This window comes from Aliihoeflea sp. 2WW (genome assembly GCF_000497755.1).
Taxonomy (GTDB): Bacteria; Pseudomonadota; Alphaproteobacteria; order Rhizobiales; family Rhizobiaceae; genus Aliihoeflea.
The window spans coordinates 54920-80789 of record NZ_AYOD01000035.1 but is presented as its reverse complement, the minus strand read 5'-3'; the positions used below and the strand labels follow the sequence as shown (position 1 = coordinate 80789).

Annotated in this window: 28 protein-coding genes; 9 read left to right on the top strand and 19 right to left on the bottom strand. The window is 64.4% G+C overall.

The genetic code is table 11. The features are described 5' to 3' along the window. Window positions 1-5 precede the first annotated feature (5 nt). From ALII_RS0114395 to rpiB, 4 genes are all read left to right on the top strand, one after another. Complete coding sequence (locus ALII_RS0114395) at window positions 6-998, top strand: TRAP transporter substrate-binding protein (protein ID WP_024588012.1); 993 nt, start codon at window positions 6-8, stop codon at window positions 996-998. 65 nt (window positions 999-1063) lie between these two features. Beyond that, on the top strand, window positions 1064-1528 hold the full coding sequence (locus ALII_RS0114390) for a TRAP transporter small permease subunit (RefSeq protein WP_024588011.1): 465 nt from the start codon (window positions 1064-1066) through the stop codon (window positions 1526-1528). 1 nt (window position 1529) lies between these two features. After that, entirely contained in the window at window positions 1530-2804 is a 1275-nt protein-coding gene (locus ALII_RS0114385; RefSeq protein ID WP_024588010.1) for a TRAP transporter large permease, read from the top strand. Between the two features lie 19 nt (window positions 2805-2823). Then, the gene (rpiB, locus tag ALII_RS0114380; RefSeq protein ID WP_024588009.1) at window positions 2824-3270 is read left to right on the top strand and encodes a ribose 5-phosphate isomerase B; all 447 of its coding nucleotides are present in this window, start codon (window positions 2824-2826) and stop codon (window positions 3268-3270) included. Window positions 3271-3364: 94 nt separating this feature from the next. Here the strand turns inward: rpiB and ALII_RS0114375 are convergent, their stop codons facing one another. Together ALII_RS0114375 and ALII_RS0114370 are read right to left on the bottom strand one after the other, a co-directional pair. Next, window positions 3365-4276 (bottom strand): D-alanyl-D-alanine carboxypeptidase family protein, encoded by a 912-nt coding sequence (locus ALII_RS0114375; RefSeq protein ID WP_024588008.1) that lies wholly within the window; start codon window positions 4274-4276, stop codon window positions 3365-3367. A 78-nt stretch (window positions 4277-4354) separates the two neighbouring features. After that, window positions 4355-5488, bottom strand: a complete 1134-nt coding sequence (locus tag ALII_RS0114370; protein ID WP_024588007.1) for a 5-methyltetrahydropteroyltriglutamate--homocysteine S-methyltransferase — start codon at window positions 5486-5488, stop codon at window positions 4355-4357. A 123-nt stretch (window positions 5489-5611) separates the two neighbouring features. Here ALII_RS0114370 and ALII_RS0114365 point away from each other — a divergent pair, with 123 nt between their 5' ends. Further along, window positions 5612-6640, top strand: a complete 1029-nt coding sequence (locus ALII_RS0114365) for a TRAP transporter substrate-binding protein (protein ID WP_024588006.1) — start codon at window positions 5612-5614, stop codon at window positions 6638-6640. A 48-nt stretch (window positions 6641-6688) separates the two neighbouring features. Here ALII_RS0114365 and ALII_RS0114360 read toward each other — a convergent pair whose 3' ends face one another. From ALII_RS0114360 to ureC, 7 genes are read right to left on the bottom strand one after another with little or no spacing between them, the layout of a single operon-like run. After that, window positions 6689-7459: a class II aldolase and adducin N-terminal domain-containing protein gene (locus ALII_RS0114360; RefSeq protein WP_024588005.1), complete on the bottom strand. Its 771-nt coding sequence runs from the start codon at window positions 7457-7459 to the stop codon at window positions 6689-6691. 60 nt (window positions 7460-7519) lie between these two features. Continuing rightward, window positions 7520-8152: an urease accessory protein UreG gene (ureG, locus tag ALII_RS0114355; protein ID WP_024588004.1), complete on the bottom strand. Its 633-nt coding sequence runs from the start codon at window positions 8150-8152 to the stop codon at window positions 7520-7522. Further along, window positions 8149-8832, bottom strand: coding sequence for an urease accessory protein UreF (locus ALII_RS0114350; protein WP_024588003.1), 684 nt, complete (start codon window positions 8830-8832; stop codon window positions 8149-8151). Before ALII_RS0114350 ends, ureG begins: the two co-directional genes overlap by 4 nt. After that, the gene (locus tag ALII_RS0114345; RefSeq protein WP_081719003.1) at window positions 8789-9274 is read right to left on the bottom strand and encodes an urease accessory protein UreE; all 486 of its coding nucleotides are present in this window, start codon (window positions 9272-9274) and stop codon (window positions 8789-8791) included. Before ALII_RS0114345 ends, ALII_RS0114350 begins: the two co-directional genes overlap by 44 nt. Beyond that, window positions 9271-9879 (bottom strand): glutathione S-transferase family protein, encoded by a 609-nt coding sequence (locus ALII_RS0114340; RefSeq protein WP_024588001.1) that lies wholly within the window; start codon window positions 9877-9879, stop codon window positions 9271-9273. The genes ALII_RS0114345 and ALII_RS0114340 overlap by 4 nt, the downstream gene beginning before the upstream one ends. Then, window positions 9879-10175: a putative quinol monooxygenase gene (locus ALII_RS0114335; RefSeq protein WP_024588000.1), complete on the bottom strand. Its 297-nt coding sequence runs from the start codon at window positions 10173-10175 to the stop codon at window positions 9879-9881. The genes ALII_RS0114340 and ALII_RS0114335 overlap by 1 nt, the downstream gene beginning before the upstream one ends. 26 nt (window positions 10176-10201) lie before the next feature. Beyond that, a complete protein-coding gene (ureC, locus tag ALII_RS0114330) occupies window positions 10202-11914 on the bottom strand; it encodes an urease subunit alpha (protein ID WP_024587999.1) in 1713 nt (570 codons plus the stop codon). A 214-nt stretch (window positions 11915-12128) separates the two neighbouring features. Between ureC and ALII_RS0114325 the strand changes: the two genes are divergently transcribed. Together ALII_RS0114325 and ALII_RS0114320 are read left to right on the top strand one after the other, a co-directional pair. Next, window positions 12129-12686, top strand: coding sequence for a hypothetical protein (locus ALII_RS0114325; protein WP_024587998.1), 558 nt, complete (start codon window positions 12129-12131; stop codon window positions 12684-12686). 165 nt (window positions 12687-12851) lie between these two features. After that, window positions 12852-13397 (top strand): hypothetical protein, encoded by a 546-nt coding sequence (locus tag ALII_RS0114320; RefSeq protein ID WP_024587997.1) that lies wholly within the window; start codon window positions 12852-12854, stop codon window positions 13395-13397. Between the two features lie 10 nt (window positions 13398-13407). On the opposite strand, the gene ALII_RS0114315 is transcribed toward ALII_RS0114320, so the two are convergent. From ALII_RS0114315 to ALII_RS0114280, 8 genes are all read right to left on the bottom strand, one after another. Beyond that, window positions 13408-13713 (bottom strand): urease subunit beta, encoded by a 306-nt coding sequence (locus ALII_RS0114315; protein ID WP_024587996.1) that lies wholly within the window; start codon window positions 13711-13713, stop codon window positions 13408-13410. A gap of 9 nt (window positions 13714-13722) precedes the next feature. Next, window positions 13723-14307 (bottom strand): HupE/UreJ family protein, encoded by a 585-nt coding sequence (locus ALII_RS0114310; RefSeq protein ID WP_024587995.1) that lies wholly within the window; start codon window positions 14305-14307, stop codon window positions 13723-13725. A gap of 28 nt (window positions 14308-14335) precedes the next feature. Continuing rightward, on the bottom strand, window positions 14336-14638 hold the full coding sequence (locus tag ALII_RS0114305) for an urease subunit gamma (RefSeq protein ID WP_024587994.1): 303 nt from the start codon (window positions 14636-14638) through the stop codon (window positions 14336-14338). A 10-nt stretch (window positions 14639-14648) separates the two neighbouring features. Then, the gene (locus ALII_RS0114300) at window positions 14649-15476 is read right to left on the bottom strand and encodes an urease accessory protein UreD (RefSeq protein ID WP_024587993.1); all 828 of its coding nucleotides are present in this window, start codon (window positions 15474-15476) and stop codon (window positions 14649-14651) included. 75 nt (window positions 15477-15551) lie between these two features. Next, window positions 15552-16403, bottom strand: a complete 852-nt coding sequence (locus tag ALII_RS0114295) for an ABC transporter permease (RefSeq protein WP_024587992.1) — start codon at window positions 16401-16403, stop codon at window positions 15552-15554. 10 nt (window positions 16404-16413) lie between these two features. Then, a complete protein-coding gene (locus ALII_RS0114290) occupies window positions 16414-17700 on the bottom strand; it encodes an ABC transporter permease (RefSeq protein ID WP_051375903.1) in 1287 nt (428 codons plus the stop codon). Between the two features lie 86 nt (window positions 17701-17786). Beyond that, window positions 17787-18893 carry an ABC transporter substrate-binding protein gene (locus ALII_RS0114285; protein ID WP_024587990.1) on the bottom strand — a complete coding sequence of 369 codons (1107 nt, stop codon included), beginning with the start codon at window positions 18891-18893 and terminating at the stop codon, window positions 17787-17789. Between the two features lie 105 nt (window positions 18894-18998). Continuing rightward, window positions 18999-20102 carry an ABC transporter ATP-binding protein gene (locus tag ALII_RS0114280; RefSeq protein ID WP_024587989.1) on the bottom strand — a complete coding sequence of 368 codons (1104 nt, stop codon included), beginning with the start codon at window positions 20100-20102 and terminating at the stop codon, window positions 18999-19001. A gap of 244 nt (window positions 20103-20346) precedes the next feature. Between ALII_RS0114280 and ALII_RS0114275 the strand changes: the two genes are divergently transcribed. Then, window positions 20347-21786 carry an aldehyde dehydrogenase family protein gene (locus tag ALII_RS0114275; protein WP_029660558.1) on the top strand — a complete coding sequence of 480 codons (1440 nt, stop codon included), beginning with the start codon at window positions 20347-20349 and terminating at the stop codon, window positions 21784-21786. Between the two features lie 382 nt (window positions 21787-22168). Further along, complete coding sequence (locus ALII_RS0114270) at window positions 22169-22792, top strand: transglutaminase-like cysteine peptidase (protein ID WP_024587987.1); 624 nt, start codon at window positions 22169-22171, stop codon at window positions 22790-22792. A 380-nt stretch (window positions 22793-23172) separates the two neighbouring features. On the opposite strand, the gene ALII_RS0114265 is transcribed toward ALII_RS0114270, so the two are convergent. Both ALII_RS0114265 and gshB read right to left on the bottom strand, forming a co-directional pair. Further along, the gene (locus tag ALII_RS0114265) at window positions 23173-24705 is read right to left on the bottom strand and encodes a YifB family Mg chelatase-like AAA ATPase (protein WP_024587986.1); all 1533 of its coding nucleotides are present in this window, start codon (window positions 24703-24705) and stop codon (window positions 23173-23175) included. Between the two features lie 116 nt (window positions 24706-24821). Further along, on the bottom strand, window positions 24822-25763 hold the full coding sequence (gene gshB / locus ALII_RS0114260) for a glutathione synthase (protein ID WP_024587985.1): 942 nt from the start codon (window positions 25761-25763) through the stop codon (window positions 24822-24824). Between the last annotated feature and the right edge of the window lie 107 nt (window positions 25764-25870).

Sequence of the window (25870 nt, the reverse complement as noted above, 5' to 3'; positions counted from 1 at the left end):
GTCCAATGTTCCATTCGCGTATCCTGAAGCTGCTTGCCGCAACCGCAATTGCCGTCGGCGTCGCCGCCGGTGCCAATGCCGCCGAACTGCGTTACGCCCATGTCGGCGCCGAAGGCGACATCCAGACCATCTTCGCAACAGAGGCGGCGACCGGCATTGCCGAGGCGACGAGCGATGCGGTCACCGTCCAGGTCTATCCCGCCAGCCAGCTCGGCGGCGTCGCCGAGATGGTCGACGGCGTGCGCATGGGTTCGATCTCCATGGGCCACCACGATTTCGCGTCGCTCGCGCGCATCGTGCCCGAGGTCGCCGCATTCAACGCGCCGTTCATCTATCGCGACGGCGCGCATGCTCTGGCCGCGACCGATCCCCAGACCTCGCCCGCCCTGCAGGCGATCAACGAGAAGCTGGTCGCCGAAGGCGGCGTCCGGATCATCGGCCGCATCTATCGCGGCGCGCGCCACATCTCGTCGAATTTCGAGGTCAAGTCGCCGGAGGATCTGGCCGGAAAGCCGTTCCGCGCCGTTCCGCTCGATCTTTGGGTGTCGATGGTCAAGGGCTTCGGTGCGACGCCGACGCCGGTCGAGGTCGCCGAACTGCCGACTGCGCTCATGACGGGTCTCGTCGTCGGCCAGGAAAACCCGCTGACAATGATCACCGCGAACAAGCTCTATGAGGTGCAGTCGCACATCGCGATGACCGGCCACATGCAGGCCGTGCTCGCCGTGTTCGTGAACGAGGAAGTCTGGCAGGGGCTGGAAGAAGAGCAGCGCCAGGCCATCACCGAGGTTCTGGAGCGCGAGGCGCAGGAATCGCTCGTCATGGCGACCGAATCCGAGGTCGAACTGGTCGAAGAGGTGAAGGGACACGGAATGACCGTCATCACTGAAGCCGAAGGTCTCGATCTCGAAGCCTTCCGCACCCAGGTGCTGGAGCAGATCCGAGCTGATTTCCCGTCCTACGAGACGTATATCGAGCAGATTGCCGCCGTCGAATAAGGCGCGCTTGAAGTCGTGCCGGCGGCGGCATCGATCGCCGCCGGCTCTTCGGGAGGATTGAGGAAATGGTCATCGTCAAACGCGCATTGGGCGCGTTCTGCGTGCTCGTGCTCGTCGCGCTGGTCGCCGTGCCGTTCACGCAGGTCATCATGCGCGATGTATTCGGCGCGGCGATCATCGGCGCCGAGGAGTTCACGCGCTTCCTGCTGATCGTGCTCGTCTTCACCGCCTTTCCGCTGGTCGTGCTCGATCACGAGAACATCGTCATGGCCGAGTTCCTGGACGCGATGCCGACATTGCTGCGCAAGACGCTGACCTTCGTCATCACGGCGGTGGCCGTCGCTGCCGCCGCCTTCGTCGCCTATGTCGCCTGGCAGACCATCTTCCGCAATCTCAACAATGCGACGCCGACGCTCAAGATTCCGTTCTGGCTGTTCCTCGGTGCGACCTTCTTCGGTTTCGCAGCCGCGACGCTTGGCCATCTAATCGACCTGCTCCATCCGCCGCGCGAAGAAACCAAGGTGCTCTGACATGGGTCTTGCAGTCATCGGCGCCTTCCTCGTCCTGTTCATCGCCGGCTTTCCCGTCGTCTATGCCATTCTCATTCCCTCGATCGCCTATGTGCTGATCGAAGGCCTGCCTTACGGGCTGCTCGTCCAGCGCATCACCTACGCGCTCGACTCCTTTCCGCTGGTCGCGGTCCCGATCTTCATTTTTGTCGGCAATCTGATGAATTCGGCCGGCATCACCGATCGCATCTTCCGCTTTGCCGACACGGCAGTGGGTCGCTTTCCAGGCGGTCTCGCGCAGGTAAACATCTTCTCCAGCCTCATCTTTTCGGGCATGTCGGGTGCGGCGCTGGCCGATGTCGGCGGGCTTGGCCGCATCGAGATTGCGGCGATGAAGAAGAAGGGGTTCACGGCGCCGTTCTCGGCAGCCGTCACCGGCGCGTCCGCCGTCGTCGGGCCGATCTTTCCGCCCTCGATTCCGCTGATCGTCTACGGATCGGTCACCAGCGTCTCGATCGTCCAGCTTCTTCTTGCGGGCATCGTCCCGGCACTGGTCTGCGTCGCGCTGCTGATGCTCATGACCGTCTTCCTGTCCTACCGCTACAACCTGCCGCGCGCCGAACGCTGGCCGACCCTGCGCGAACTCGGCGGCGATCTGTTGCCGGCGCTGCCCGCGCTCCTGGCCCCCGTCCTGATGATCGCCGGCATGCTGCTCGGCCTGTTCACGCCGACCGAGGCCGCCGCAGTGACCGTCGTCTACGTGCTCGCGATCAGCGCGATCTTCTATCGCGACCTTACCTTGGAGCATCTCTGGCAGGCGTTGATCCTGACCGTGAAGAGCACCAGCGCGATCCTGATCATCGTCGCGGTGGCGGCATTGTTCGGCTGGATTCTTGCCGTCGAGCAGATCCCTCAGGATTTCGCCCGCTGGATTCTCCAGTTCTCGACCGATCCGATCGTGCTTCTGATCGTCGCGAACCTAATCTTCTTCATCGCCGGCATGTTCCTCGATTCCACCACCGCGACGCTGCTCGTCGTGCCGGTCATCGCGCCGCCCATGGTTCTGGCCGGCATCGATCCGGTCCACCTCGGCATCATAACCATCTTCAATCTGATGTTCGGCCTGCTCACCCCGCCGATGGGTCTGTCGCTGTTCCTGTTGTCGAGCATCGCCAATGTCTCGCTCAGGCAGTTGCTGCGCGCGCTGGTGCCGTTCTATGTCCCGCTTCTCGCCACGCTCGCCATCATTACCTTCTGGGAAGGCCTCGTCCTGTGGCTTCCCTCGATGCTTCGTTAAGATCAAAACTGGAGTTCACATGCGCATCGTTATCGGCTCGGACCACGCCGGCTTCCCGTTGAAGTCGACCATCGTGGAATATGTCAAATCGCTCGGCCATGAGGTCCAGGATGTCGGCTCGTTCGACCCGAATCCTGTCGACTTCCCCGACATCGCGCGGCAGGTGACGGACAAGATCAACGCCGGAGAGGCAGAGCGCGGCCTGATGGTCTGCGGCACCGGCGTCGGCGCATCCATCGCCGCCAACAAGGTCAAGGGCATTCGCGCAGCCGTCTGCCACGACGTCCATTCGGCGCACCAGTCAGTCGAGCATGACGACGTCAACGTCATGTGCATCGGCGCGCAGATCGTCGGACCCTGGCTCGCCAAGGATCTGGTCGAATCCTATCTGAAGGCCGAATTCTCGACCGACGAGGATTTCCGTCGCCGGGTCGCCAAGCTCGCCGAAATGGACGCCGCTCGCTGATCATCGGATCGAGCGTCCTCCCAAGGGAGGCGCTCCGTTGCGGCGGCGCGAATTGGGGCCGCGCCGCCGCAACGTGCCTTTAGGTCCCGGCGGCTCAGCGCATGGGTGCGAGCAGCGCCTGCTGCGGCAGAGGTCGCGGCGCCGCCGTGGTCGCGACGGACCCCGCCATCGGCATGTACTGCTCGATGAGCTGTTCCATGTGCGAGTTTCGGCTCTTCGCCGTCTCGCCGCCCATCACCACCGCAACAAGCCGCCGCCCGCCGCGCTCGACGGACGTGGCCAGGTTGAACCCCGAAGCCCGGATATAGCCCGTCTTCAGGCCATCGACGCCGGCCACGCGGCCAAGCAGGTCGTTGTGGCCGCGAATGGTCTTGCCCGCATAGCTGAATTCGCGATTGGCGAAATAGTGGTAATGGTGCGGGAAGCGCTTGTTGAGCGCGATGGAGAGCAGCGCCATGTCGCGCGCCGTCGTCTGCTGGCCTGCATCGGGCAGGCCGGAGGCGTTGCGGAACGTGGTGGAGTTCATGCCCATCTGGCGTGCGCGCTGGGTCATCATCGTCGCGAAATTCGGTTCCGTCCCGCCAAGGAACTCGGCCGTCGCAACCGCGACGTCATTGGCCGAACGGATCACAAGGGCGCGGATCGCGGTGTCCACATCGATCGCCTCGCCCTGACGAAAACCGATCTTGGTCGGGACCTGGCCGCGCGCATTGTCGGATACCGGGATCAGCGTCTGCTTGCCGATGCGCCCGGAATCCAGCGCTTCGAACAGCATGAAGACCGTCATCATCTTGGTCAGCGAGGCCGGGTAGCGAAGCTGATCGGCGTGGACGGAATAAAGCGAACGTCCCGTACTGACATCGACGACGATGGCGGCGTATTTCTCGGAGGGGATCGGCGGCGGTGGTTCGGGCAGGACCGAGGTCGAGCAGGCGGAAACCATCACCGCCAGCGCGAGAAGCGCCGCCAAGGGCGACCCGAACGCACGCCTCAACAACCCGCCCATCAAAAACGCTCCCGCAAAACCATGTCCCCGTACCATCGTTCTGCACGAGGCATGGTTAAGCGGCAATGAAGAATGACGTTACTTCGCGACCCCACCCCAGATCGCCTCGGCGGTCTCGACGACGAGGTCGAGCTTGCGGCGCTGGTCGTCGAAGGAGATAGAGTTCCCTTCCTCGGTCGAGGCGAATCCGCATTGCGGCGCGATGCCGAGCTGTTCGAGATCGGCATATTTCGCCGCCTCGTCGAACTTGCGCTTCAGGTCGTCGACCTTCTCCATCTCGCCGGTCTTGGTCGTGATGAATCCGGGCAGCACGCGCTTCTTGCCCTTCGGCAACAGGCGCAGCGGCTCGAGCCCGCCGGCACGCTCGCTGTCATATTCCATGAAGTAGATGTCGACGCCGGTCTGGTTGAAGACCGCATCCGCCGCAGGATCGTAGGCGCCTTCGGCCGCATGGGTGGAGCGGAAGTTGCCACGGCACATGTGCATGCCGATGACCATGTCGTCAGGCCGGTCCTTGATCGCGTCGTGCATCATCTTCGCGTACTGCTCGATCAGCCAGTCGGGATCGGTGCCCTGCTCCTTCTGCGCCGCGCGGTGCTTCGGGTCGCACAGATAGGCGAAGAAGATGTCGTCCATCTGCAGATAGCGACAACCGGCATCGTAGAAGGCCTTCACGGCCTTGGCGTAGGTCTTGGCCAGGTCGGCGAAAAGCGCTTCGGGGTCGTCGCGATATTCCTTCGGGTGAATATCGTCCTTGGCCGTGCGGAAATGGCAGCAGCTCGGGCCGGGGATCGAAATCTTCGGCATCACCTTCGTCTTCGATGCCACGTAGCGGAAATGGTCCAGCATCGGGTGATCGTCGGGAAAATTGAGCTTGCCGGTGATCGTCGGGAAGACGGGCCTCAGCTTGACGCCGGCAAAGGCGACGCCCTTTTCGGGCGCACGTTCTTCCATGTCGAACCCTTCGAGCCCGCCCATGAAATCATAGTGCCAGAACGAGCGGCGGATTTCGCCGTCGGTGACGGTCGGCAGCCCGGCCTCCTCCTGCATGCGGATCGCCTCGTCGATCGCGGCGTTCTCGATCTCCTCGAGTTCCTCTGCGGCGATCGCCTTGTCCTCGTAGAACCGCTTGCGCGCATCCTTGACCGCCTTGGGCCGCAAGAGGCTTCCCACGTGGTCGGCACGAAAGGGCGGGTTGGCTGTCGCAGTCATGGCAGTCCTCCAATTTCAAATCCTGGGCGCGCTTGGCTACCATGCGAAAGTGGTGTCGGCCAGCCGCTTCCATGGCGGAAAGTTCTATCGTATAACAATCATGGGACATGCAGGGAGGAACCCATGTTGAATTGGAAAGCACTGGCTGCCGGCGCCGTTGCCGTGGCAGCTTTTACCACCGTTGCCGCCGCGCAGGAGACGACGCTGCGCCTTCACCAGATGCTGCCGCCGCAGGCGACCATCCCGGCTGAGGCGCTGAAGCCCTGGGCCGCCAAGGTGATGGAGGAGTCCGGCGGACGCCTCAAGATCGAGCAGTATGACGCGATGCAGCTTGGCGGAACGCCGCCGCAACTCGTCGATCAGGTCACCGACGGCGTCGTCGACATGATCTGGACCGTCATCGGCTATACGCCCGGCCGCTATCCGTCGACGGAAGCCTTCGAGCTTCCCTTCATGGTGACGACCGGCGAAGCGACGTCGAAGGCCTTCCACGAATATTGCGAGAAGTACTGCACCGAGGAATTCTCGGGCATGAAGGTCATCGCCTGGCACGCGCATGGTCCAGGTCTGATCCATTCGAAGAACCCGATCGCGACGCTCGAGGACATGCAGGGCGTCAAGATCCGCGGCGGCTCGCGCGTCATCAACCAGATGCTTGAAGCACTGGGCTCGACGCCGATCGGCATGCCGGTTCCGGCCGTCTCGGAATCGCTGTCGAAGGGCGTCATCGACGCGACGACCATTCCGTGGGAAGTGACGCCGTCGCTGCGCGTTTCCGAACTCGTCAAGAACCACACCGGTTTCACCGGCGACGAGGGCCTCTATACGCAGACCTTCGTCTTCGCGATGAATCAGGCTTCTTATGACGCGCTTCCCGATGACCTGAAGGCCGTCATCGACGCCAATTCGGGTATCGAGGCCGCCGCGATGTTCGGTCGTGTCATGGATTCGGGCGACGAGAAGGGCCTGAAGATCGCTCAGGACCTCGGCAACAACATCATCACCCTCGACGAGGCAGAGACCCAGCGCTGGAAAGACACCGCCGCGCCGCTCATCGACGCCTGGATCGAGGAGATGAACGGCAAGGGCATGGACGCCAACGCCATGGTGGACGACGCCCGCGCGATGATCGCCAAGCACCTCGGCTCCTGATCTCGTATTTCGACCAGAAACCGGCCGCGAGCAATCGCGGCCGGTTTTTCAATTGCGGAAGTTCGATCCTTCCTCGTCGAGGATCGACTTCAATTCCTCCAGATGCCGCTTAGCCGACGCGACCGGATAATTATCCATCTGCGTCGCGACGCGTTCGGCGATCTCGTCCGACAGATGGCGGATCGGCTGGCCGGTCCACAGCGCCTTGATGTAGGTCTCGCAGGCGCGCTCGAAATAATAGAGCCGGTCGAACGTGTCGCCCACCGTCTCGCCGATGATCATGACGCCATGATTGCCCATCACCATCACCTTGGCCTTCGGGTCGGCGAAGAGCCGCGAGCAGCGCTCGCCCTCTTCCTCGAAGGCGAGCCCACCATAATGCGCGTCGACCACCTGCCGGCCGTGGAACATCGCCGAGTTCTGGTCGATCGCCGGCAGGAGCGAATTCTCCAGCGAGGCGAGTACGGTCGCGTGCACCGAGTGGACATGCATGACGCAGCGCGCATGCGGCACGTTGCGGTGGATCGCGCCGTGCAGGCCCCACGCCGTCGGGTCGGGGGCATCCGGCCGCTTCATCGTCTCGGGATCGTTGGCGTCGATCAAAAGCAGGTCGCTCGCCTTGATGCGCGAGAAATGCATCAGGTTCGGATTGATCAGGATCTGCGTCCCGCCCTCGTCGACGGCGAGCGAGAAATGGTTCGCCACCGCCTCGTGCATGTTGAGCCGCGCCGTCCAGCGGAAGGCGGCGGCGAGGTCGCAGCGCTCCTCGTAGAAGGGCAGGTTCGGGCGGCGCGTGTCGGCCAGTTGGGTGACGCTCATCGGGCGCTCTCCTAATTGTTCAGGCCACAGCATGTCGCGCCGGGCCGCAAGGCGCAACCGTCAGGACGCCTGCCGCAACTGGTCCAATCCACCATTCTCGACGAGAAAATCGACGATCTCGTCGACGCCCTTGCTGCGCGAAAGATCGGTGAAGGCGAACGGCTTGCCTGCCCGCGCCTTGATCGCGTCGCGCTCCATCTGTTCGAGGTCGACATTCACGTAAGGCGCGAGATCGGCCTTGTTGACGACAAGGAAGTCCGACCGCGTGATGCCCGGCCCGCCCTTGCGCGGAATGTCGCCGCCCTGGCAGACCGAAATGACGTAGAGCGTCAGGTCGGCAAGGTCCGGCGAGAAAGTGGCCGCCAGATTGTCGCCACCCGATTCGATGAAGACGATGTCGAGCCCGGGAATCCGCGCCGTGAGCTGGTCGATCGCCTGCAGGTTGATCGACGCGTCCTCGCGGATGGCGGTGTGCGGGCACCCGCCCGTCTCCACGCCGACGATGCGGTCTTCGGACAGCGCCTGAAGCCGCACCAGCGCCATCGCGTCTTCCTTGGTGTAGATGTCGTTGGTCACGACCGCGACCGAATAGCGCTCGCGCATCGCCTTGCACAGCTTCTCGGTCAGCGTCGTCTTGCCCGAGCCGACCGGCCCGCCGATGCCGACCCGCAAGGGTCCGTTGGAAGAAGTCATGAGCGGAACAGCCTCGAATATTGCGTTTCGTGGTTCATGGCGGCGATTTCGGCGATGAAGGCCGAACCGCCGAGCTCGTCGAGCGTTGACCCGGCCGCCCGCACGGCGATATCGAGGATCGTCGGCTCCATCTCGCGCAGGAGCGTCACGCCGCGCTCCTGGCCGAGAAGGGAAAGCCGGATTCCGGCCTGAATCTGGTTGGAGACGAAGGCCTGCAGATAGGCCGCGATCGTCTCTCGGAGTGGCAGACCATTGAAGCCCGCAGATGCGCCGAAGACGACAGGATAGGGCGTGGTCGCCGGCAGGGCGAGCCCTTCGGTCCACCCGGCAACCGCCTTCGCAAAGGCTTGCCCTTGCGCCATCGTCTCCAGGTGCCGTTCGGCCGAGCCCGCCATCGCCTCGGCCAGTTCGGCAACGTCGCAAAGTTCGCCGCCGTCGCGCCCGCGCCGCCACGCCTCGGCCACCAACACCGCGTCGTTCCAGCCGGTGCCGTACCGCATCAGCCCGTCGAGCCATGCGGCGAAATCGCCGACATGCCCGTCCGCCACCGCCCGCTCCAGCCCGTGGCTGTAACTGAACGAGCCGACTGGAAAGGCTGGCGACAGCCAAGCCATCAGCCGTAGCGCGTGCGCCGCCTCAGCCATGGTCGTGGCTATGTGAATGCTGGTGGTCGTGCCCATGCGCCTTGCCGGAATAGGCGCCGCGCACAGGCTCGAACCCGGTTCGCACAGGGGCGAGCGTCGCACCGAGCCCTTCCAGCATCGCCTCGATCACATGGTCGCGCAGGATGAGGATACGGTCCTCGTCGATCTGCGCGGCCAGATGGCGGTTGCCGATATGCCAGGCGAGTTCGACAAGATGCAGCCGGTCCCGCGGGCGGATTTGGATCAGGTCTTCTTCAGCCGCCGTCACTTCGGCAAGCGCGCCATTGTCGAGCAGCAGGCAGTCGCCGGCATGAAGCGCGACGGGTTGCGGCAGGTCGACCAACACACGCGCGCCGTTCTGAAGGATCAGGAGCTTGCGTCGCAGATGCCGCTCGTCATGGGCGAGCGCAACCGTGCCGACCACGTTTCGGTCGCCACGCGCTTTCGCTTCCACCACGCCGTTCGCCCGATACATCATGCCGCCGCCGCCTCCTTTTCGCGGGCCTGTGCGCGCGCCAGTGCCGGCCGGGCCAGAACGCGGTCGAAATAGGCGTTCACGCGGTCGGAGCCGACGTCGAACTTCGCCCCGCGCGCCCATTGCCCGCAATGGCCGAGGATGATGTCGGCAGCCGTGAAGCGGTCGCCGAGCGCGAATGCGCGGTCGCCGAGACGCTTGTCGAAATTGCCGATCTCCGTCGCGAATTCCGCCTTGCACCAGGGTCCGACCTCGGCGCGCAACTCGTCGGCCAGCCGGAAGGCGTGTTTCAGCCGGTTCCAGAGCGGCGCTTCGAGCTCGGCCTGCGCGAAGAACATCCACGAGGCGATCTCTGCGCGCTCCGCCGCTGTCGTGCCGCCCATACCCTGATCGGCGTGCTTGTCAGCCAGATAGAAGACGATCGCGGCCGAATCCGTGACGACCACCTTGCCATCGGCCAGAGCCGGCATCTTGCCACTCGGATTGTACCGCAGCATCGTCTCGGTATGCATCTTCGCCTTGACGATCTCGTAAGGCTGGCCGAGTTCTTCCAGCATCCAGGTGACCCGCGTCAGACGCGAGCCGGGCGATCCGACAGCCTGATACATCAGTGGTTCTCCACCTTTTCCGGGTGGACGATCTCGATCTTCCGCTCGATCAGATGCGGCGCGCTCGCCTCGCGCCAGGCGGCCACATGCGCGCTTTTGGCATGAACCGAAAGCGCCTCGCGCGTTTCCCATTTCTCCACGAAGACGAGCCGCTCGGGGTTGGCGATGTCGGCGTGGAGGTCGTAGGCGATGCAGCCATCCTCCTTCAGCGTCGCCTCACGGCAGGCGCGCGCCGGCGCGCGCAGATGGTCGAGCGCGCCGGGTTTGATGGTGAGCGTGGCGAAGACGTAGATCATGATACCTCCCTTGTTCGACCGGGAAGCTAGAACAGAAAATACCGCTGCGCCATCGGCAGGACGGTCGCCGGCTCGCAGGTCAAAAGCTCGCCATCGGCGCGCACTTCGTAAGTCTCCGGGTCCACGTCGATATGCGGCGTCGCATCGTTGAGGATCATCGAGCGCTTGCCGATCCCGCCGCGCGTGTTCTCGACTGCGATCATTTCCTTCTCGACGCCCAGCCTTTCCCGAAGACCACTGTCGAGCGCCGCCTTCGAGACGAAGGTAACGGAGGAATTGGTGATCGCCTTGCCGAAGGCGCCGAACATCGGCCGATAGTGCACAGGCTGCGGCGTCGGGATCGAGGCGTTGGGGTCGCCCATCGGCGCCGCTGCGATCGTTCCGCCAACGAGCACCATGTCCGGCTTCACGCCGAAGAAGGCCGGGTTCCAGAGCACGAGATCCGCGCGCTTGCCGATTTCGATCGAACCGATCTCCTTCGACAGCCCATGCGCGATGGCCGGGTTGATCGTGTATTTGGCGATATAGCGTCGGACGCGGAAATTATCGTTCTCGCCGGTCTCCTCCTTCAACCGCCCGCGCTGGCGCTTCATCTTGTCGGCCGTCTGCCAGGTGCGGATCGGCACTTCGCCTACGCGGCCCATCGCCTGGCTGTCCGACGAGATGATCGAGAACGCGCCCATGTCGTGCAGGATGTCCTCCGCAGCGATCGTCTCCTTGCGGATGCGGCTTTCGGCAAAGGCGACGTCCTCGGGGATCGACGGCGACAGGTGGTGGCAGACCATCAGCATGTCGAGATGCTCGGCGATGGTATTGATCGTATAGGGCCGCGTCGGATTGGTGGAGGAGGGGATGAAATTGTCGAACCCGCAGACCTTGATGATGTCCGGCGCATGGCCCCCGCCTGCGCCTTCCGTATGGAAGGCGTGGATCGTCCGCCCCTTGATCGCGTCGATCGTGTTTTCGACGAAGCCGCTTTCGTTGAGCGTGTCCGTGTGGATCATCACCTGGATGTCGTGATCGTCGGCGACCGTCAGGCAGCAGTCGATCGCCGCCGGCGTCGTGCCCCAGTCTTCGTGCAGCTTGAGCGCGCAGGCACCGCCCAGCACCATTTCCTCCAGCGCTTTCGGCCGCGAGGCGTTGCCCTTGCCCGAAAGGCCGATATTCATCGGGAACGCGTCGAAGCTCTGGATCATCCGCGCGATGTGCCACGGTCCTGGCGTGCATGTGGTGGCCAGCGTGCCGTGCGCCGGCCCGGTGCCGCCGCCCAGCATCGTGGTCATGCCCGCCGTCAGCGCCTCCTCGATCTGCTGCGGACAGATGAAGTGGATATGCGCGTCGAAGCCGCCCGCCGTGAGGATCTTGCCCTCGCCGGCAATCGCTTCCGTGCCGGGCCCGACGATGATCGTCACCCCGTCCTGCGTGTCGGGATTTCCCGCCTTGCCGATCGAATGGATGCGCCCGTCCTTGAGCCCGATATCGGCCTTGTAGATGCCCGTATGATCGACGATCAGCGCATTGGTGATGACAGTATCCACCGCGCCTTCGCTGCGCGCGAACTGGCTCTGGCCCATGCCGTCGCGGATCACCTTGCCGCCGCCGAACTTCACCTCTTCCCCATAGACGGTGTAGTCCCGCTCCACCTCGATGAAGAGTTCCGTATCGGCGAGCCGAACCTTGTCGCCGGTTGTCGGTCCGAACATGCGGGCATAGGCGGCGCGCGAGAGGCGGCTAGGCATGGATGGCTCCTGCGAATTCAATGATGCCAAGGACTTGGCGCGGCTGGGACATGCTCGCGTCACATTGCGCATCTTCCGGCCACGAAATGACCAGCGAATGACCCCGATCGGCGCGCAACCGAGCGCCCGGTTCGACATTTCCCTTCCAGCCGCCTGAGAGCGGTGATCGTGAGCAAGGGACAGATTTCAAATCGAACCGAAAAGGACTTTCACGATGAAACGGATTATTGGACTGACGACCGCTGCCCTGATGGGCGCTTCGATGATGGTCGCCCCCGCACTTGCCCAGACGGGCGTCGGCGGCAGCGCAACGGGCGGTGTCAATGCCGAGACCGGCGTTACCGGCGGCGTCGGTGGTGCCGGAGCGGATGTCGATGCCGGTGCCAGCGGCAGCGCGGGTGCCGATACGACCACCGGCACGATGACCGACACCGAAACCGATGCCGGCACGACCGCTGCGATCGGCGCTGATGCGACCTTCGACGGCGCCCTGGCGGCGATCGAGGGCAACGCCACCAGCACCGCCGCAATCGACACGATGACGGAAGTCGGAACCGTCGAGGTCGTCAAGATCGGCGAGCTGGAAGGTGCGGACATGACCGCGCTGGAAACCGCGACGACTGAGCGTGAGGCCGAGATCACCGAGCTTCAGGCTGCTCTCGAAGCCAACACGGCTGTCTCTGCGGCGCTCGAAGCCGAGGACGTTGCGGCCAATGAGGTCGTCGCGGCCCAGATGGGTGCCGGTGGCGAACTCGTGATCTACGTCGAGTAACGCGTATTTCGAGTAGCGACAAAGCGGCGCGGGCTTGGACCCGCGCCGTTTTTTTGTGCTAGGGAGAACGCGCTTCGCAGTTGCGGTAGAGGCTCTGGCAAGCCAAATTCCCGCAGCAACCCGATTCCGACCCTGATCCGCAGCCAGACCAAAGGACCGTTCAAGATGGCTCAGATGTTCCGCAATTCCAGGCCTCTGGCACTCGTTCTGGCCGGCGCGGTCGGACTGGCGGCCCTCCCGGCCCTGGCTCAGGGCCTCGACAGCGAGGGCGCGATCGATACGATCGTCGGCAGCGACGTGAAGACCGGCGAAAAGAGCGCCGTCGACGAAAGCGAGCGCGTCATCGCCGCCATCGAGGCGACGATGGACAATGCGCAGCTCGTGCGTCGCGCGTTCAACATCGACGAGGTCGAGATCGTGTTCCTTCCCGAGGTCGGCGAGGGCGACAGTGGCATCACCGAAAAGCGCGAGGAATTCGCCGACCAGATCGTCGAGCTTCAGCAGTCGATCGAAGGCAGCGCGATTTTCTACCATGCGGTCGATTCCCGCCAGATTCTCGTGCGCGACATCGTCGCCGTCGAGTTTGGCGACGAAAACCGCACGGTGACGATCTTCGTCGCAGGCGCCGCTCCGGCCGGCGCGGCGCCCGAAGAGGACACCGTGGAAGACGAAGCGGTCCCCTCGGAAGCCGACAACGACGCCGCAGACTGAAGTCGGCCCATTACAGCTCGCCCATGATCTTCTGCTGGAAGCCGAAAATGCGTCGGCTCCCGCCGATCGGAACGAGCATCACATCGCGCTCCTGGCCCGGCTCGAACCGCACCGCCGTTCCGGCGGCGATGTCGAGCCGCATGCCTCGCGCGGCCTGGCGGTCGAAGACCAGACCTTCGTTGACTTCATGAAAATGGTAGTGACTGCCGACCTGTATCGGCCGGTCGCCTGTGTTGGCGACCTTGATGACGATCGCTTGCCTGCCTGAATTGAGCTCGATCTCGCCTGCGGCCGGGATGATTTCTCCGGGAATCATGGAGCGCTCCTAGCCGGCGACGAATACGAGGGCGCCGGTAAAGGCGGTGACGGCGCCGAGGGCACGGACGGGCAGATCGCGCTGGTTGAGCCGAGACAGGGTAGAGGCGAGCCGGATGCCGGCCGCGTGCAGCGCGATCGTCGCGATCAGGAACCCGGCGCCATAGGTCAAGGCGCTCGCTTCGCCCATTTCCGAACCATGCGCATGGCCGTGGAAGATCGCGAACAGGCCGACGAGAAGCGCTGCTGGCACGGCGGGCAGGCAGATCGCCGCGGCGACGAGGAGGCCGAGAACGACCACGGAACCGAGGATCATCGGCTCGACATAGGGAAGCGGCACACCTGCGACCGCCAGCGCAAAACCGGCGGCCATGAAGCCGGCGAAACCGGCGGGAACCAGCAGGATCGAACGCCCGCCGAGCGAAGCCGACCAGAGTCCCACGGCCACCATGGCCAATATGTGGTCGAGCCCGGTGATCGGATGCAGAAGGCCTGAAAGGAATGAGTGGTCGGTGCCGGATGCGTGGCCCGGATGGGCGAGCGCCGGTGTGGCTGCGGCGATGAAAACCAGGGTGGCGAAAAAGCGTGTCGGCATCGGCCGTCTTCCTTGTTGCATCGTCGGTTCAGCGGATCGGCTCGTGAACCGTCACGAGCTTGGTTCCATCGGGAAAGGTCGCTTCGACCTGCACGTCATGGATCATTTCGGCGATGCCTTCCATGACCTGGTCTCGCGTGATCACGTGGGCGCCGGCCTCCATCAGGTCGGCGACGGAACGCCCGTCGCGCGCGCCCTCGACCACGAAGTCGCAGATGAGTGCGATGGCTTCCGGGTGATTGAGCTTGACGCCCCTCTCGAGACGTTTGCGAGCCACGATCGCAGCCATGGCGATCAACAGCTTGTCCTTCTCGCGGGGTGTCAAATTCATCGCGTCGCTTTCAACTTGTCCAAATCTTGGGCAGGCCTGCCTGTCCATTAAGCAGACCGACGAGCGGTATCAGCCGCGCCCTCAGGGCGTAGCCGTCGGTCGCGACAAGTCTGGCAAGAAGCTTGCCAGACGGCCCGATCCGCCAGTGACTGGCCCCACCATGTTCGCCGATGATCGCGCGTGCCGGTTCGAGCATCCGCTCCGCCGCATCGCCGATCATCAGGAGAGTCGCGACGGCCCGTCCGCCGCCAGCCATCGCCGGGCCCGCAAGTTGCATCGCAATGTCGGGGCCGATCCGGAAATCCTCGGCATGGACGAGCGAGCCCTCGACGCGCACCCGCCAGCGATCGGAAAACATCGCCGTTTCGACATGTTCGCCCATGGCCGCGCGCCCGAAGATGGTGGCTTCGAGAAGAAGGATGCTGGCGCCTTGCGCAAGATCGACGTCGAGCCTGCGCCGCAGCGCCGAGCGGTCGAACAGGATCGTCTCCTGCGGCAGCCAGGCGATCCGGGCATCCGCGCCGGCCTTCAGTGACACGGAGATTTCGGCGTGTCCGCCCGCAGTTCTATAGACTTTTTCACAGGCCTGCGTGGTGAGCGTCAGACGGGTTCCGGTTGCCGCATTGATGGTCCAGTCGACGGTATCGCCCCCGGTCAGCCCGCCGGCGGTGTTGATGAGCACCGCCTCGATCGCCGGGCTTTCCGGCGCAGGAAAGCGGATCTTCGCCGCGCCTTCCTGAAACAGCCGGTCGATCCGCGTCCGGCCATCGGAATGCTTGACCGAAAGCCGCCCGGTCGCGCGCACGCGCTGAAGGGTCGGATGGTCGGTACGGATCATGGTCAAGTCGCGCGCTCGCGGCAGGAGTGGCTGGTCGCCATCGGCCGAGCAACCTGCATGCCAATTTCGCGCCCGTCAGTGCGGCGTCATCCCCCGCATCCGCTCGGACCGGCGGCGCAGGAGTTCGATCGTCGTCAGGAGCGCGATCGAGAACAGCACCAGCACGGTCGCGACGGCGAGGATCGTGGGGCTGATCTGCTCGCGGATGCCAGACCACATCTCGCGCGGGATCGTGCGCTGCTCGACGCCGGCAAGGAAGAGCACGATGACGATTTCGTCGAACGAGGTGATGAAGGCGAAGAGCGCGCCCGAGATCACGCCGGGCAGGATCAGCGGCATGGTGATCTTGCGAAAGGCCGTCGCCGGCGAGGCGCCGAGACTGGCGGCCGCGCGCGTCAGCGAATGGTCGAAGCCGACGAGGGTCGCGGTTACGGTGATGATGACGAAGGGCGTGCCGAGCGCGGCATGGGCCATGATCACGCCCGGCAGCGTTCCGGCTAGGCCGACGCGCGAATAGAAGAAGAACATGCCCGCTGCCGAAATGATCAGCGGCACGATCATCGGCGAGATCAATAGCCCCATGATCAGGCCGCGGAACGGCATTTCCCGACGCGACAGGCCAAGCGCGGCGAGCGTCCCGAGCACTGTCGCGATCAGCGTCGCGAACACGCCGATGATCAGCGAGTTGCGGATCGCCGTCATCCACGCCGCGGAATTCCAGAAGGCGTTGTACCAGCGCAGCGAATAGCCGGCCGGGTCGAGCGTCAGCATTTCGCGCGTGTAGGTGAAGTAGGGTTGCACGTTGAAGGACAGCGGGATGATCACGAGGATCGGCGCCATCAGGAAGAAGAAGATCAGCCCGCAGAAGATGCGGAACGCGTAGTACCAGGTGCGTTCGAGCGGGCCGGCATAGGTGGGAAGCGCCATCGTCTCGTCCTCAGCCCAGCTTCACGTTGTCGATGCCGACGATGCGATTGTAGACCCAGTAGAGGATCAGAACGCCGGTGAGGAGGATCGTGCCGAGCGCGGCGGCGAGGCCCCAGTTCAGCGAATTCTGCATGTGGAAGGCGATCAGGTTCGAGATCATCTGGCCGCTCTGCCCGCCCACCAGCGCCGGGGTGATGTAGTAGCCGATCGAGATGATGAAGACGAGGATCGCGCCCGCGCCGATGCCCGGAACCGTCAGCGGCACATAGACCTTCCAGAACGCCGTCCAGTTGTTCGCGCCGAGCGAGCGTGCCGCGCGCATGTAGGAGGGCGAGATGCCTTTCATCACGCTGTAGAGCGGCAACACCATGAAGGGCAGCAGCACGTGCGTCATGGCGATGATCGTGCCGACGGCGTTGTGGATCATCGGCAGCCGGCCGCTGTTGGAGATTATGCCGGACCAGACCAGCAATTCGTTGATCACGCCCTGTTGCTGCAGGAGAACGATCCAGGCCGTCGTTCGCACGAGAAGCGAGGTCCAGAATGGCAAGAGAACGAAGATCATCAGGAGGTTCGACGTGCGCATCGGCAGCGACGCCAGCAGGAACGCGATCGGGTAGCCGAGCAGCAGCGTCGTGCAGGTGATCGCGACGGACAGTGCCAGCGTCCGCAGAAAGAGCTGCACGTAGACGCGCTGCGTTGACGGCTGCCTGACGAGCTCGCCCTCGGCATTGTACTGCATGTCGATGGCCGAGACGTAGTGGGCGGTCGTGTAGGGCCGGCCCTCACGCTTCAGGATGGTCCATATCTGCATCTCGCCCCAGCGGCGATTGTCATCGATCACGGCCTCGCGAAACGGGGCCTCGAGTTCGTCCGCGCCCCGCGCGAGGCCGGCGACCAGACTGCGCGCGCCCGAAAGTTCGTAGTTCAGCCGGATCGCGAGCTGGCCGACCGAACGGTTTTCCTGTGCGGTCGCAAGATCGGCGACGAGCGCGGCATAGGTTTCCTCGCCGGGCAGGTCCTCGCCGTTCCAGTCGGAGAGCGTTTCCATGGTCTGCGGCAGGACGGCGACGATCACCGGATTGTCGACGCTGCGCCACATCATCTGGCCGATCGGGATGATGAAGGTGATGAGGATGAAGGCGAGCAGCGGCGCGACGAGCAGGAAGGCGGTGATCTTGCGGCGCCTTTCGGCGCGCTTCAGCGACGTCTTCAGCGGCACGCCGTCGGCCGTCACCATGTCCCGCGCCATCGGGTCGGGGGAAGAGGCGGCCGGAGCAAGCGCTGCCTGTGCCATCGGAATGCAACTCCTCGCGGCGACAAGCCGCGTCATTCGTCGGAAGGGAGGCGGGCGGGCACCGAAGCGCCCGCCCGCTGGTTCGTCTACTGCAGCATCCAGCTCGCGTAACGCTCGCGCAGCTCGTCGCCGTAGTCGGTCCAGAAGTCGTTGTTGAGCACGATCGGAGCCGTGTAGTTGTCCGGGTTGGTCGGCATGTGCGGCGCCATGTCGATGCCCAGATCCTCATGCTGGCCGACGAGCGGCGCAGACGAGGCGCGGGCCGGGCCGTACGAGATGTACTTGGCCTGATCGGCAAGGCGCTGCGTGTCGGTCGCCCAGAACAGGAACTCCTTCACCGCTTCGACATTGCTGGTGCCGGCCGGCACGACCCAACCGTCCCACTCGACGAGCTGGCCGTCCCAGATGATCTCGAAGGGCTGGTTCTCGGTCTCGGCGGCGGCGAAGAGACGGCCATTATAGCTCGTCGCGAACGCGGCTTCCTTGTCGGCGAGAAGCTGCGGGCCCTGTGCGCCCTCGGTCCAGAAGATCAGGTCCGACTTGATCGTGTCGAGCTTGGCGAAGGCGCGGTCCACGCCTTCCGGCGTCTCGAGCGTCTCGTAGATTTCGTCGAGCGGCACGCCGTCGGCATAGAGCGCCCATTCGAGATTGCCGGCCGGGCGGTCCTGGATGGCGCGCTTGCCGGGGAACTCTTCGGGATTGAAGAAGTCGGCGATCGTCGAGGGCTCCTTGCCTTCGTCGAACATTTCCGTGTTGTAGCCGATCACGGTCGAATAGACGATCTGCGGGATGAAGCAGTCGCCGAGCGAACCGGGCAGGAAGTCTTCCGAAGCGGGCGTGCCGTCCGGGGCCGGCGCCAGCCATTCGTCGGCGTCGATTTCCATGATGATGCCCTCGTCGCAGGCGAGCTGCGCATCCGACGGCAGCATGTCGACGAGATCCCAGGTGACGTTGTTGGCCTGCGACTGGGCGCGCAGCGAGGCGAGCGCGTTGGCCGATCCGTCATCGTTGAGGAAGCGGATGCTGGGATTTTCTTCCATGTAGGGGTCGAGATAGGCGCGCTGCTGGCTCTCCGAATAGGCGCCGCCCCACGAGACGACGGTGAGCGAAGTCGGGTCCTGTGCGTAGGCGCCGAGCGCGAGCAGGCTGACCGCCGCTCCCGCGCCGACGACCTTGAAACGTAGATGCTTCATGACGTTCTCCTCTGGTTTCGCCGATGGTTCCTGCATCGGCTTCGTGCTCTTCCACGCCGTTCGAAACGGCGATTCTTGTCCACGCCGCAAAGACGGCGTCTCTTGTCAGGCGTCGAGCGCCCGGCAATCTTCCGCGGCCCAACCCACGCGAACCGTCTCGCCCGCGGCGAGTTGGTCGTTGCGCGCGGCGTTGGGCACCTTGATGATGAAATCGGGATTGCCGCACACGCTGACGCGCGTGCGGATATGGTCGCCCAGATAGATGAGTTCCTCCACCCGCGCGTCGAAGCTGTTGGCGAGGCCTTCCGGCGGGGCGATGCGCACCCGTTCGGGACGCAGCGACAAGGTGGTCTTCTCGCCGGTGCCCGCGACGTTGACGGGCAGCGCCTGCACCAGCGAACCGTCCGTCAGCCGCACCGCGCAGCTCTTGCCATTCATCGCCTCGACCTTGCCGGCCAGCTTGTTGTTCTCGCCGATGAAGGAGGCGACGAAGGCATTGTCGGGCCGCTCATAGAGATCGGCCGGCGCCGCGAGTTGCTGGATCACGCCGTCCTCGAAGACCGCGATGCGGTTCGACATGGTCAGCGCTTCGGACTGGTCGTGCGTCACGTAGACGACGGTGACGCCCAGATCGTCGTGGATGTGCTTGATCTCGTACTGCATCTGCTCGCGCAGATTCTTGTCGAGCGCGCCGAGCGGCTCGTCCATCAGCACCAGCGTCGGCTCGAAGACCAGGGCGCGCGCCACTGCGACGCGCTGCTGCTGCCCGCCCGAAAGCTGCGCCGGCATCCGGTTGCCCAGCTGGCCGAGCTTGACCATGTCGAGCGCGCGCTTGACCCGCGCCGTAATCTCGGCCTTCGGCTTGGAGCGCACCTTGAGTGGAAAGGCGAGGTTCTCGGCCACCGTCATGTGTGGAAACAGCGCATAGTTCTGGAAGACCATGCCGATGTCGCGCTTGTGCGGCGGCACGTTGTCGATGCGCTCGCCCTTGAGGCGGATTTCGCCGTGGGTGGCGCTCTCGAAGCCGGCGAGCATCATCAGGCAGGTCGTCTTGCCCGAGCCCGATGGCCCGAGCATGGTCAGGAATTCGCCCTGCGCGATGTCGAGGTTCAAATTCTTGACGACCAGAACTTCGCCATCATAGCTCTTCTGGACGTTTTGGAAGCGAACGAATCCGGGCTCGTCCGCGCCATTGCTGACGCTTACCATGAACTCAACTGTTCCCCTGTTGTCCTTGGCCTCATGACCGGACAGTCTTTGCTTTAACCCTAGGATCACCATATCCGGGCAAATTGCAACAGTGGCCAGCATTGCTTGGTCCAGTTTGCCTGTTTGCGTCGCGCGCTGGTCTTTTCGCGCTGCAATATACATCGCAACAATCCGGTTTGCGGCTATCGCCGGCGCGCGCCCTCGCGCTATCTGGAGCACACGAAAGCGATCGAAGGAGACGAAGATGATCGAGAAGACCGAATTCTACATCGATGGACGCTGGGTCGCGCCGAGCGCGCCGAAGACCCTCGACGTGATCAATCCCGCCGACGAGCAGCCTTTCGCCATCATCTCGCTTGGCTCGGCCGCCGATGTCGACAAGGCCGTCGATGCCGCGCGCCGCGCCTTCCCGTCCTGGAGCGCGACGACGAAGGAAGAGCGCGTCGCCGCGCTGGAGCGTCTGCTCGAAGCCTACAAGGCCCGCGTCGCGGACATGGCCAAGGCGATCTCCGACGAGATGGGCGCGCCGATGAAGCTTGCGATGGAAAGCCAGGCGGCCGTCGGCGTCAGCCACATCAAGACCTTCATCCGCACCCTGAAGAATTTCGAGTTCGAGCACGCGCTCGACGAGCGCAATCCACAGGAGCGCATCGTTCATGAGCCGATCGGCGTCTGCGGCCTGATCACGCCGTGGAACTGGCCGATGAACCAGGTCACGCTGAAGGTCGTGCCGGCGATCGCCGCCGGCTGCACGGTCGTCCTGAAGCCCTCCGAGGTCGCGCCGCTCTCCTCCATCGTCTTCGCCGAGATCATGGATGCCGCAGGCTTCCCCGCCGGCGTGTTCAACATGGTCAATGGCGACGGGCCGACGGTCGGCGAGGCGATGTCGCGTCATCCGGGCATCGACATGATGTCCTTCACCGGTTCCACCCGCGCCGGCATCGCGGTCACCAAGGCGGCGGCCGACACGGTCAAGCGCGTGACGCTGGAACTGGGCGGCAAGTCGCCCAACATCGTCTTCGCCGACAGCGACCTCGAAGCCGCCATCGTGCGCGGCCTCGATCACTGCTTCGAGAACACCGGCCAGTCCTGCAACGCGCCGACCCGCATGCTCGTCGAGCGCTCGGTCTATGACCGCGCCGTGGAGCTTGCCGGCGAACACGCGAAGACCGTCAAGGTAGGCAATCCCGCGGACGACGGCGACCATATCGGTCCCCTCGTCTCGCAGGCGCAGTTCGACAAGGTGCAGGGCCTGATCGACGTCGCGATAAAGGAGGGCGCGAAAATCGTCGCCGGCGGCGCGGGCCGTCCCGAGGGCTTCAACCGTGGCTACTATGTCCGCCCAACCATCTTTGCCGACGTCACCAACGAGATGACGATCGCCCGCGAGGAGGTCTTCGGCCCGGTCCTGGCGATGATCCCGTTCGAGGGCGAAGACGAGGCGGTCGCCATCGCCAACGACACGCCTTACGGCCTGTCGAGCTACGTGCAGACCGGCGACGCCGAACGCGCCCGCCGCGTCGCGCGGCAGTTGCGCGCCGGAATGGTGCAGGTCAACGGCACAAGCCGCGCTCCCGGTTCGCCCTTCGGCGGCTACAAGCAGTCGGGGCTCGGCCGCGAAGGCGGCAAGTTCGGGCTGGAAGACTTCCTTGAAGTCAAGGCCGTCGCCGGCTGGCCGCAATAGGACCGCAACCTCTGCCGGACCCGGTAGGGGTAGCAGGCAATTGGCCCCGAATCAGAAGCCGCCTCCTTCACGGGCGCGGCTTTTTTGCCATTCGGTTTCGGCCAACCTAGCGGGCTTTTCCGCCGCTAGGGTCAAGTGTGCTCAGCCGGCCATCGTCGGATGGCATTTGTCCGCGACCGTTCGAGCCCGTAATCATCTCATATGGTTAACGGCCCTTGACCCGCGGCAATGCCCGGTTTGCAGGCAATATTGTGTGTGCGGATTGTCACAGCGGGCCAGTCCCCGATGTGGGTAATGCGCGCGTCGATTGACAGCACCGATCACCCGACCTTAACCTTTTGTTAACGACACGAAAAACGTGCGCAATCGGGGTTTTGGGCGAATGGGTGGATCTTCGAGATCACTGCGATTGCTTGCGGTCGCGATTCTGGCGGTCGCCATGGCGCCGGCCCTGCCGGCATCGGCGATGCCCGGCTCGGGCGCCGCGATGCAGGTCGGCGGCCTCACGTCACAGCCGATCGGCCATTACGATCTGTGCCAGCGCAGCCCCGGCGAGTGCTCGATCCGTCCGATCGATCGCGGTCCTTTGCCGGTCGACAATGCGCTGTGGCGCAAGATCGACCGCATCAACCGCTCGGTCAACGAAGCCGTATCGCCGCGCAGCGACCTCGAAATCTACGGGCGTGACGAATGGTGGGCCTATCCGGTCAACGGCGTCGGCGATTGTGAAGACTACGCGCTGGAAAAGCGCAAGCGTCTGGCCGAAGCAGGCGTCTCCTTGTCCAACATTCTCCTTACGGTCGTGCGCAAGCCCGACGGCGAAGGCCATGCCGTCCTGACCGTGCGCACCGATCGCGGCGATTTCATCCTCGACAATCTGAACAACGACCTGCGCCCCTGGTACTCGACGGGCTACAAGTTCCTGAAGCGCCAGGCGTCGAACCACACCGGCCACTGGGTCACGCTGCGCGAAGACCGCAACATGCTGGTCGGCGCGCTGCAATAGGGCGCTTGCCCGGGACGGCGTCCAGCGGTCCGACCAAGCGGGCATCCATGCAAGATGGACGTCCTGATCGACTGCGCGCCGTGAATCCTACCCAGTTCGCTTCCTTGTTCTGGACCCGCATTGACCGATAAGGGCATCGCGTTGCAGCACATCAGCAAACACGGAACCCGCCGCCCGCTTCGCGCTCTGCGACCGATGCGCGTTCCCCGGAGGAACCAGCCGCATACGGTCGTCACCGGTCCCGCGACTGCGTGAGCCAGCTTGCGCCATCAAAGACAACGGTCGCGCAGCGCTACCCAAGCCTGGCGGGCCCGCGTGCGTGCCTATCGGTGTCCTCTGTCTGCTTCATTTCTTGTTCAACACTGCGCCGCCACGGCCACCTACGCCGCAGCCGCGAGCCTTTCTCCGGCCATCCGGTAGGAGATCGCTTCGGCCAGATGGATGCGCGCGACAGTCTCGGCGCCGTCGAGATCTGCGAGTGTGCGCGCTACCTTGAGCACGCGATGATAGGCGCGCGCTGAAAGGTTGAGCTTCTCACTCGCGTCCCTCAGCAGCGCGGCACCGGCCGCGTCAGGTGCGGCGACGCTCTCGATCAGGCCGGCGCTGCAATGTGCGTTCGTCGTCGCCGATGATATCCCGAGCGCGGCGTAGCGCTCCGCCTGCAAACGGCGCGCGGCAGCAACGCGCGTCCTCACTGTTTCGCTCTTCTCGGCCCGTCCGGGCGCGATCAGATCGGAGGCGCTGACGGCGGGGACGTCGATCCTCAGGTCGATGCGGTCGAGGAGAGGTCCGGAAATTCGCGCCTGATAGTCGGACTGGCAGCGCGGCCCGCGCGCGCAGCGATGGCCCGGCTCGCCCGCCATGCCGCACCGGCAGGGGTTCATCGCCGCGACGAGCTGGATGCGCGCCGGATAGGAGACGCGGTGATTGGCGCGCGCAATGACGCTTTCGCCGTTCTCGATCGGCTGGCGCAGCGAATCGAGCACCACCGGCTGGAATTCCGGAAATTCGTCGAGGAAGAGAACGCCATTATGCGCCAGCGAGACTTCGCCAGGCCGCGCCCGCAATCCGCCGCCGACCATCGCCGCCATCGAGGCCGAATGATGCGGGCTGCGAAAGGGCCGCCGATCCGAGAGCTTGCCGCCGGCCAGTTCTCCGGCGATCGATGCGATCATCGAGACCTCCAGCAGTTCCTTCGGCGCAAGCGGCGGCAGGATCGAGGGCAGGCGCTGTGCCAGCATCGACTTGCCCGAGCCGGGCGGCCCGATCATCAGGAGGTTGTGCCCGCCCGCCGCGGCCACTTCGAGCGCGCGCTTGGCGCTTTCCTGCCCCTTGATATCGGCGAGATCGGGCAGGTTGCCGGATTGCGGCTCGATCATCGCCTCGGGACGGCCGAGCACTTGCGTGCCGCGAAAATGATTGGCCATCGCGATCAGGCTGCGCGGCGCGAGAATGTCGATCTCGGCTCCCGCCCAGGCCGCCTCCGATCCGCAGGCCGACGGGCAGATCAGACCGCGTCCCATGGCGTTCGCGCCCATCGCCGCGGGCAGGACGCCTGCGACCGGCGCGATGGTTCCGTCGAGCGCGAGTTCGCCCAGCACCACATAGGCTTCCAGCGCGTCGGACGGGATCGCCCCTAGCGCCGCCATCAGCCCGAGCGCGATCGGAAGATCGTAGTGGCTGCCCTCCTTGGGCAGGTCCGCCGGCGCCAGGTTGATCGTCACCTTCTTGGCCGGCATCGAGAGGCCGGAGGCGTGCAGCGCAGCCTGCACGCGCTCGCGGCTTTCCGCGACCGCCTTGTCACCGAGCCCGACGATGTTCATGCCGACCTTGCCCGGCGCGACCATCACCTGGACATCGACGGCCACCGTTTCGATGCCCTGAAACGCGATCGTGCGGACCCGTGAAACCATGTCTTGCTCTCCTTGCGGAAACACAAGCATGGTTTCGAGATCAAATCAAGAACATGAAGCGAACAAAATGGAGTATAAGTTGTGGTCGTGTTGTACCGGGTTGTGCAGGCGGAACATCAGCCCCGCTTGGCTTCCACCGCATCCCAGAACAGCGCCGCGATGTCGGCCCCGCCGAACCTCTTCACTTCGCGCACGCCGGTCGGCGAGGTGACGTTGATTTCGGTCATGTAGTCGCCGATCACGTCGATGCCGACGAGGATGAAGCCGCGTTGCTTCAGCGACGGCCCGATCCGCGCGCAAATCTCGCGCTCGCGTGCCGTCAGTTCCGTCTTCTCGGCGCGCCCGCCGACATGCATGTTGGAGCGGGAATCGTGCTCCGCCGGAACCCGGTTGATCGCGCCGACCGGCTCGCCGTCGATCAGGATGATGCGCTTGTCGCCCTTGCGCACGTCCTTGAGATATCGCTGGACGATGTAGGGCTCGCGGAACATCTGGCCGAACATTTCCAGGAGCGAGGCGAGGTTCCGGTCCGCCTCGTGCAGGTGGAAGATGCCCGCTCCGCCATTGCCGTAGAGCGGCTTGACGATGATGTCGCCGGCCTCGCGACGGAAATCGGCAACTTCCTGCGGGTCCTTGGTGATCAGCGTTTCGGGCATCAGATCGGCGAATTCGGTGACGAAGATCTTTTCGGGCGAATTGCGCACCCAGGCCGGGTCGTTGACGACCAGCGTCTTTGGGTGGATGCGTTCGAGCAGATGCGTCGTCGTGATGTAGTTCATGTCGAAGGGCGGGTCCTGGCGCAAAAGCACCACGTCCATCTCGGCAAGATTCACGCGCTGCGGTTCGCCGAGCGTGAAATGCGCGCCCTTGACGTCGTCCACCCGCATCGTCTCCACGCGGGCCGTCACGTCGCCATTGCGCATGGAAAGCCGGTCCGGCGTGTAGTGGAAGAGTTCGTGCCCGCGCCGCTGCGCCTCGAGCGCCAGCGCGAATGTGGTGTCCCCCGCAACCGAAACGGTCGAGACGTGGTCCATCTGGAAGGCGATCTTCAGGCTCATGGAAGGCTCCGGTCGGGGGCGCTGCAGGCGGGCTGGTCCTTGCATCTAGTCGCTTCGCGCTGCCTTGCCAATCGGCCCGGCGACAAAGGGCGAGCATGATACCTTTC

Bases quoted from the DNA above. Each gene is read 5' to 3' on its own strand.
- ureC (WP_024587999.1), bottom strand. From the start codon at position 11,914: ATGCCTAGCCGCCTCTCGCGCGCCGCCTATGCCCGCATGTTCGGACCG.
- ALII_RS0114325 (WP_024587998.1), top strand. From the start codon at position 12,129: ATGAAACGGATTATTGGACTGACGACCGCTGCCCTGATGGGCGCTTCG.
- ALII_RS0114390 (WP_024588011.1), top strand. From the start codon at position 1,064: ATGGTCATCGTCAAACGCGCATTGGGCGCGTTCTGCGTGCTCGTGCTC.
- ALII_RS0114365 (WP_024588006.1), top strand. From the start codon at position 5,612: ATGTTGAATTGGAAAGCACTGGCTGCCGGCGCCGTTGCCGTGGCAGCT.
- ALII_RS0114280 (WP_024587989.1), bottom strand. From the start codon at position 20,102: ATGGTAAGCGTCAGCAATGGCGCGGACGAGCCCGGATTCGTTCGCTTC.
- ALII_RS0114385 (WP_024588010.1), top strand. From the start codon at position 1,530: ATGGGTCTTGCAGTCATCGGCGCCTTCCTCGTCCTGTTCATCGCCGGC.
- ALII_RS0114290 (WP_051375903.1), bottom strand. From the start codon at position 17,700: ATGGCACAGGCAGCGCTTGCTCCGGCCGCCTCTTCCCCCGACCCGATG.
- ALII_RS0114310 (WP_024587995.1), bottom strand. From the start codon at position 14,307: ATGCCGACACGCTTTTTCGCCACCCTGGTTTTCATCGCCGCAGCCACA.
- rpiB (WP_024588009.1), top strand. From the start codon at position 2,824: ATGCGCATCGTTATCGGCTCGGACCACGCCGGCTTCCCGTTGAAGTCG.
- ALII_RS0114275 (WP_029660558.1), top strand. From the start codon at position 20,347: ATGATCGAGAAGACCGAATTCTACATCGATGGACGCTGGGTCGCGCCG.
- ALII_RS0114340 (WP_024588001.1), bottom strand. From the start codon at position 9,879: ATGTATCAGGCTGTCGGATCGCCCGGCTCGCGTCTGACGCGGGTCACC.
- ALII_RS0114395 (WP_024588012.1), top strand. From the start codon at position 6: ATGTTCCATTCGCGTATCCTGAAGCTGCTTGCCGCAACCGCAATTGCC.
- ALII_RS0114265 (WP_024587986.1), bottom strand. From the start codon at position 24,705: ATGGTTTCACGGGTCCGCACGATCGCGTTTCAGGGCATCGAAACGGTG.
- ALII_RS0114370 (WP_024588007.1), bottom strand. From the start codon at position 5,488: ATGACTGCGACAGCCAACCCGCCCTTTCGTGCCGACCACGTGGGAAGC.
- ALII_RS0114320 (WP_024587997.1), top strand. From the start codon at position 12,852: ATGGCTCAGATGTTCCGCAATTCCAGGCCTCTGGCACTCGTTCTGGCC.
- ALII_RS0114295 (WP_024587992.1), bottom strand. From the start codon at position 16,403: ATGGCGCTTCCCACCTATGCCGGCCCGCTCGAACGCACCTGGTACTAC.
- gshB (WP_024587985.1), bottom strand. From the start codon at position 25,763: ATGAGCCTGAAGATCGCCTTCCAGATGGACCACGTCTCGACCGTTTCG.
- ALII_RS0114345 (WP_081719003.1), bottom strand. From the start codon at position 9,274: ATGATGTATCGGGCGAACGGCGTGGTGGAAGCGAAAGCGCGTGGCGAC.
- ALII_RS0114285 (WP_024587990.1), bottom strand. From the start codon at position 18,893: ATGAAGCATCTACGTTTCAAGGTCGTCGGCGCGGGAGCGGCGGTCAGC.
- ALII_RS0114300 (WP_024587993.1), bottom strand. From the start codon at position 15,476: ATGATCCGTACCGACCATCCGACCCTTCAGCGCGTGCGCGCGACCGGG.
- ALII_RS0114335 (WP_024588000.1), bottom strand. From the start codon at position 10,175: ATGATCTACGTCTTCGCCACGCTCACCATCAAACCCGGCGCGCTCGAC.
- ALII_RS0114375 (WP_024588008.1), bottom strand. From the start codon at position 4,276: ATGGGCGGGTTGTTGAGGCGTGCGTTCGGGTCGCCCTTGGCGGCGCTT.
- ALII_RS0114270 (WP_024587987.1), top strand. From the start codon at position 22,169: ATGGGTGGATCTTCGAGATCACTGCGATTGCTTGCGGTCGCGATTCTG.
- ALII_RS0114350 (WP_024588003.1), bottom strand. From the start codon at position 8,832: ATGGGCACGACCACCAGCATTCACATAGCCACGACCATGGCTGAGGCG.
- ALII_RS0114305 (WP_024587994.1), bottom strand. From the start codon at position 14,638: ATGAATTTGACACCCCGCGAGAAGGACAAGCTGTTGATCGCCATGGCT.
- ALII_RS0114315 (WP_024587996.1), bottom strand. From the start codon at position 13,713: ATGATTCCCGGAGAAATCATCCCGGCCGCAGGCGAGATCGAGCTCAAT.
- ureG (WP_024588004.1), bottom strand. From the start codon at position 8,152: ATGACTTCTTCCAACGGACCCTTGCGGGTCGGCATCGGCGGGCCGGTC.
- ALII_RS0114360 (WP_024588005.1), bottom strand. From the start codon at position 7,459: ATGAGCGTCACCCAACTGGCCGACACGCGCCGCCCGAACCTGCCCTTC.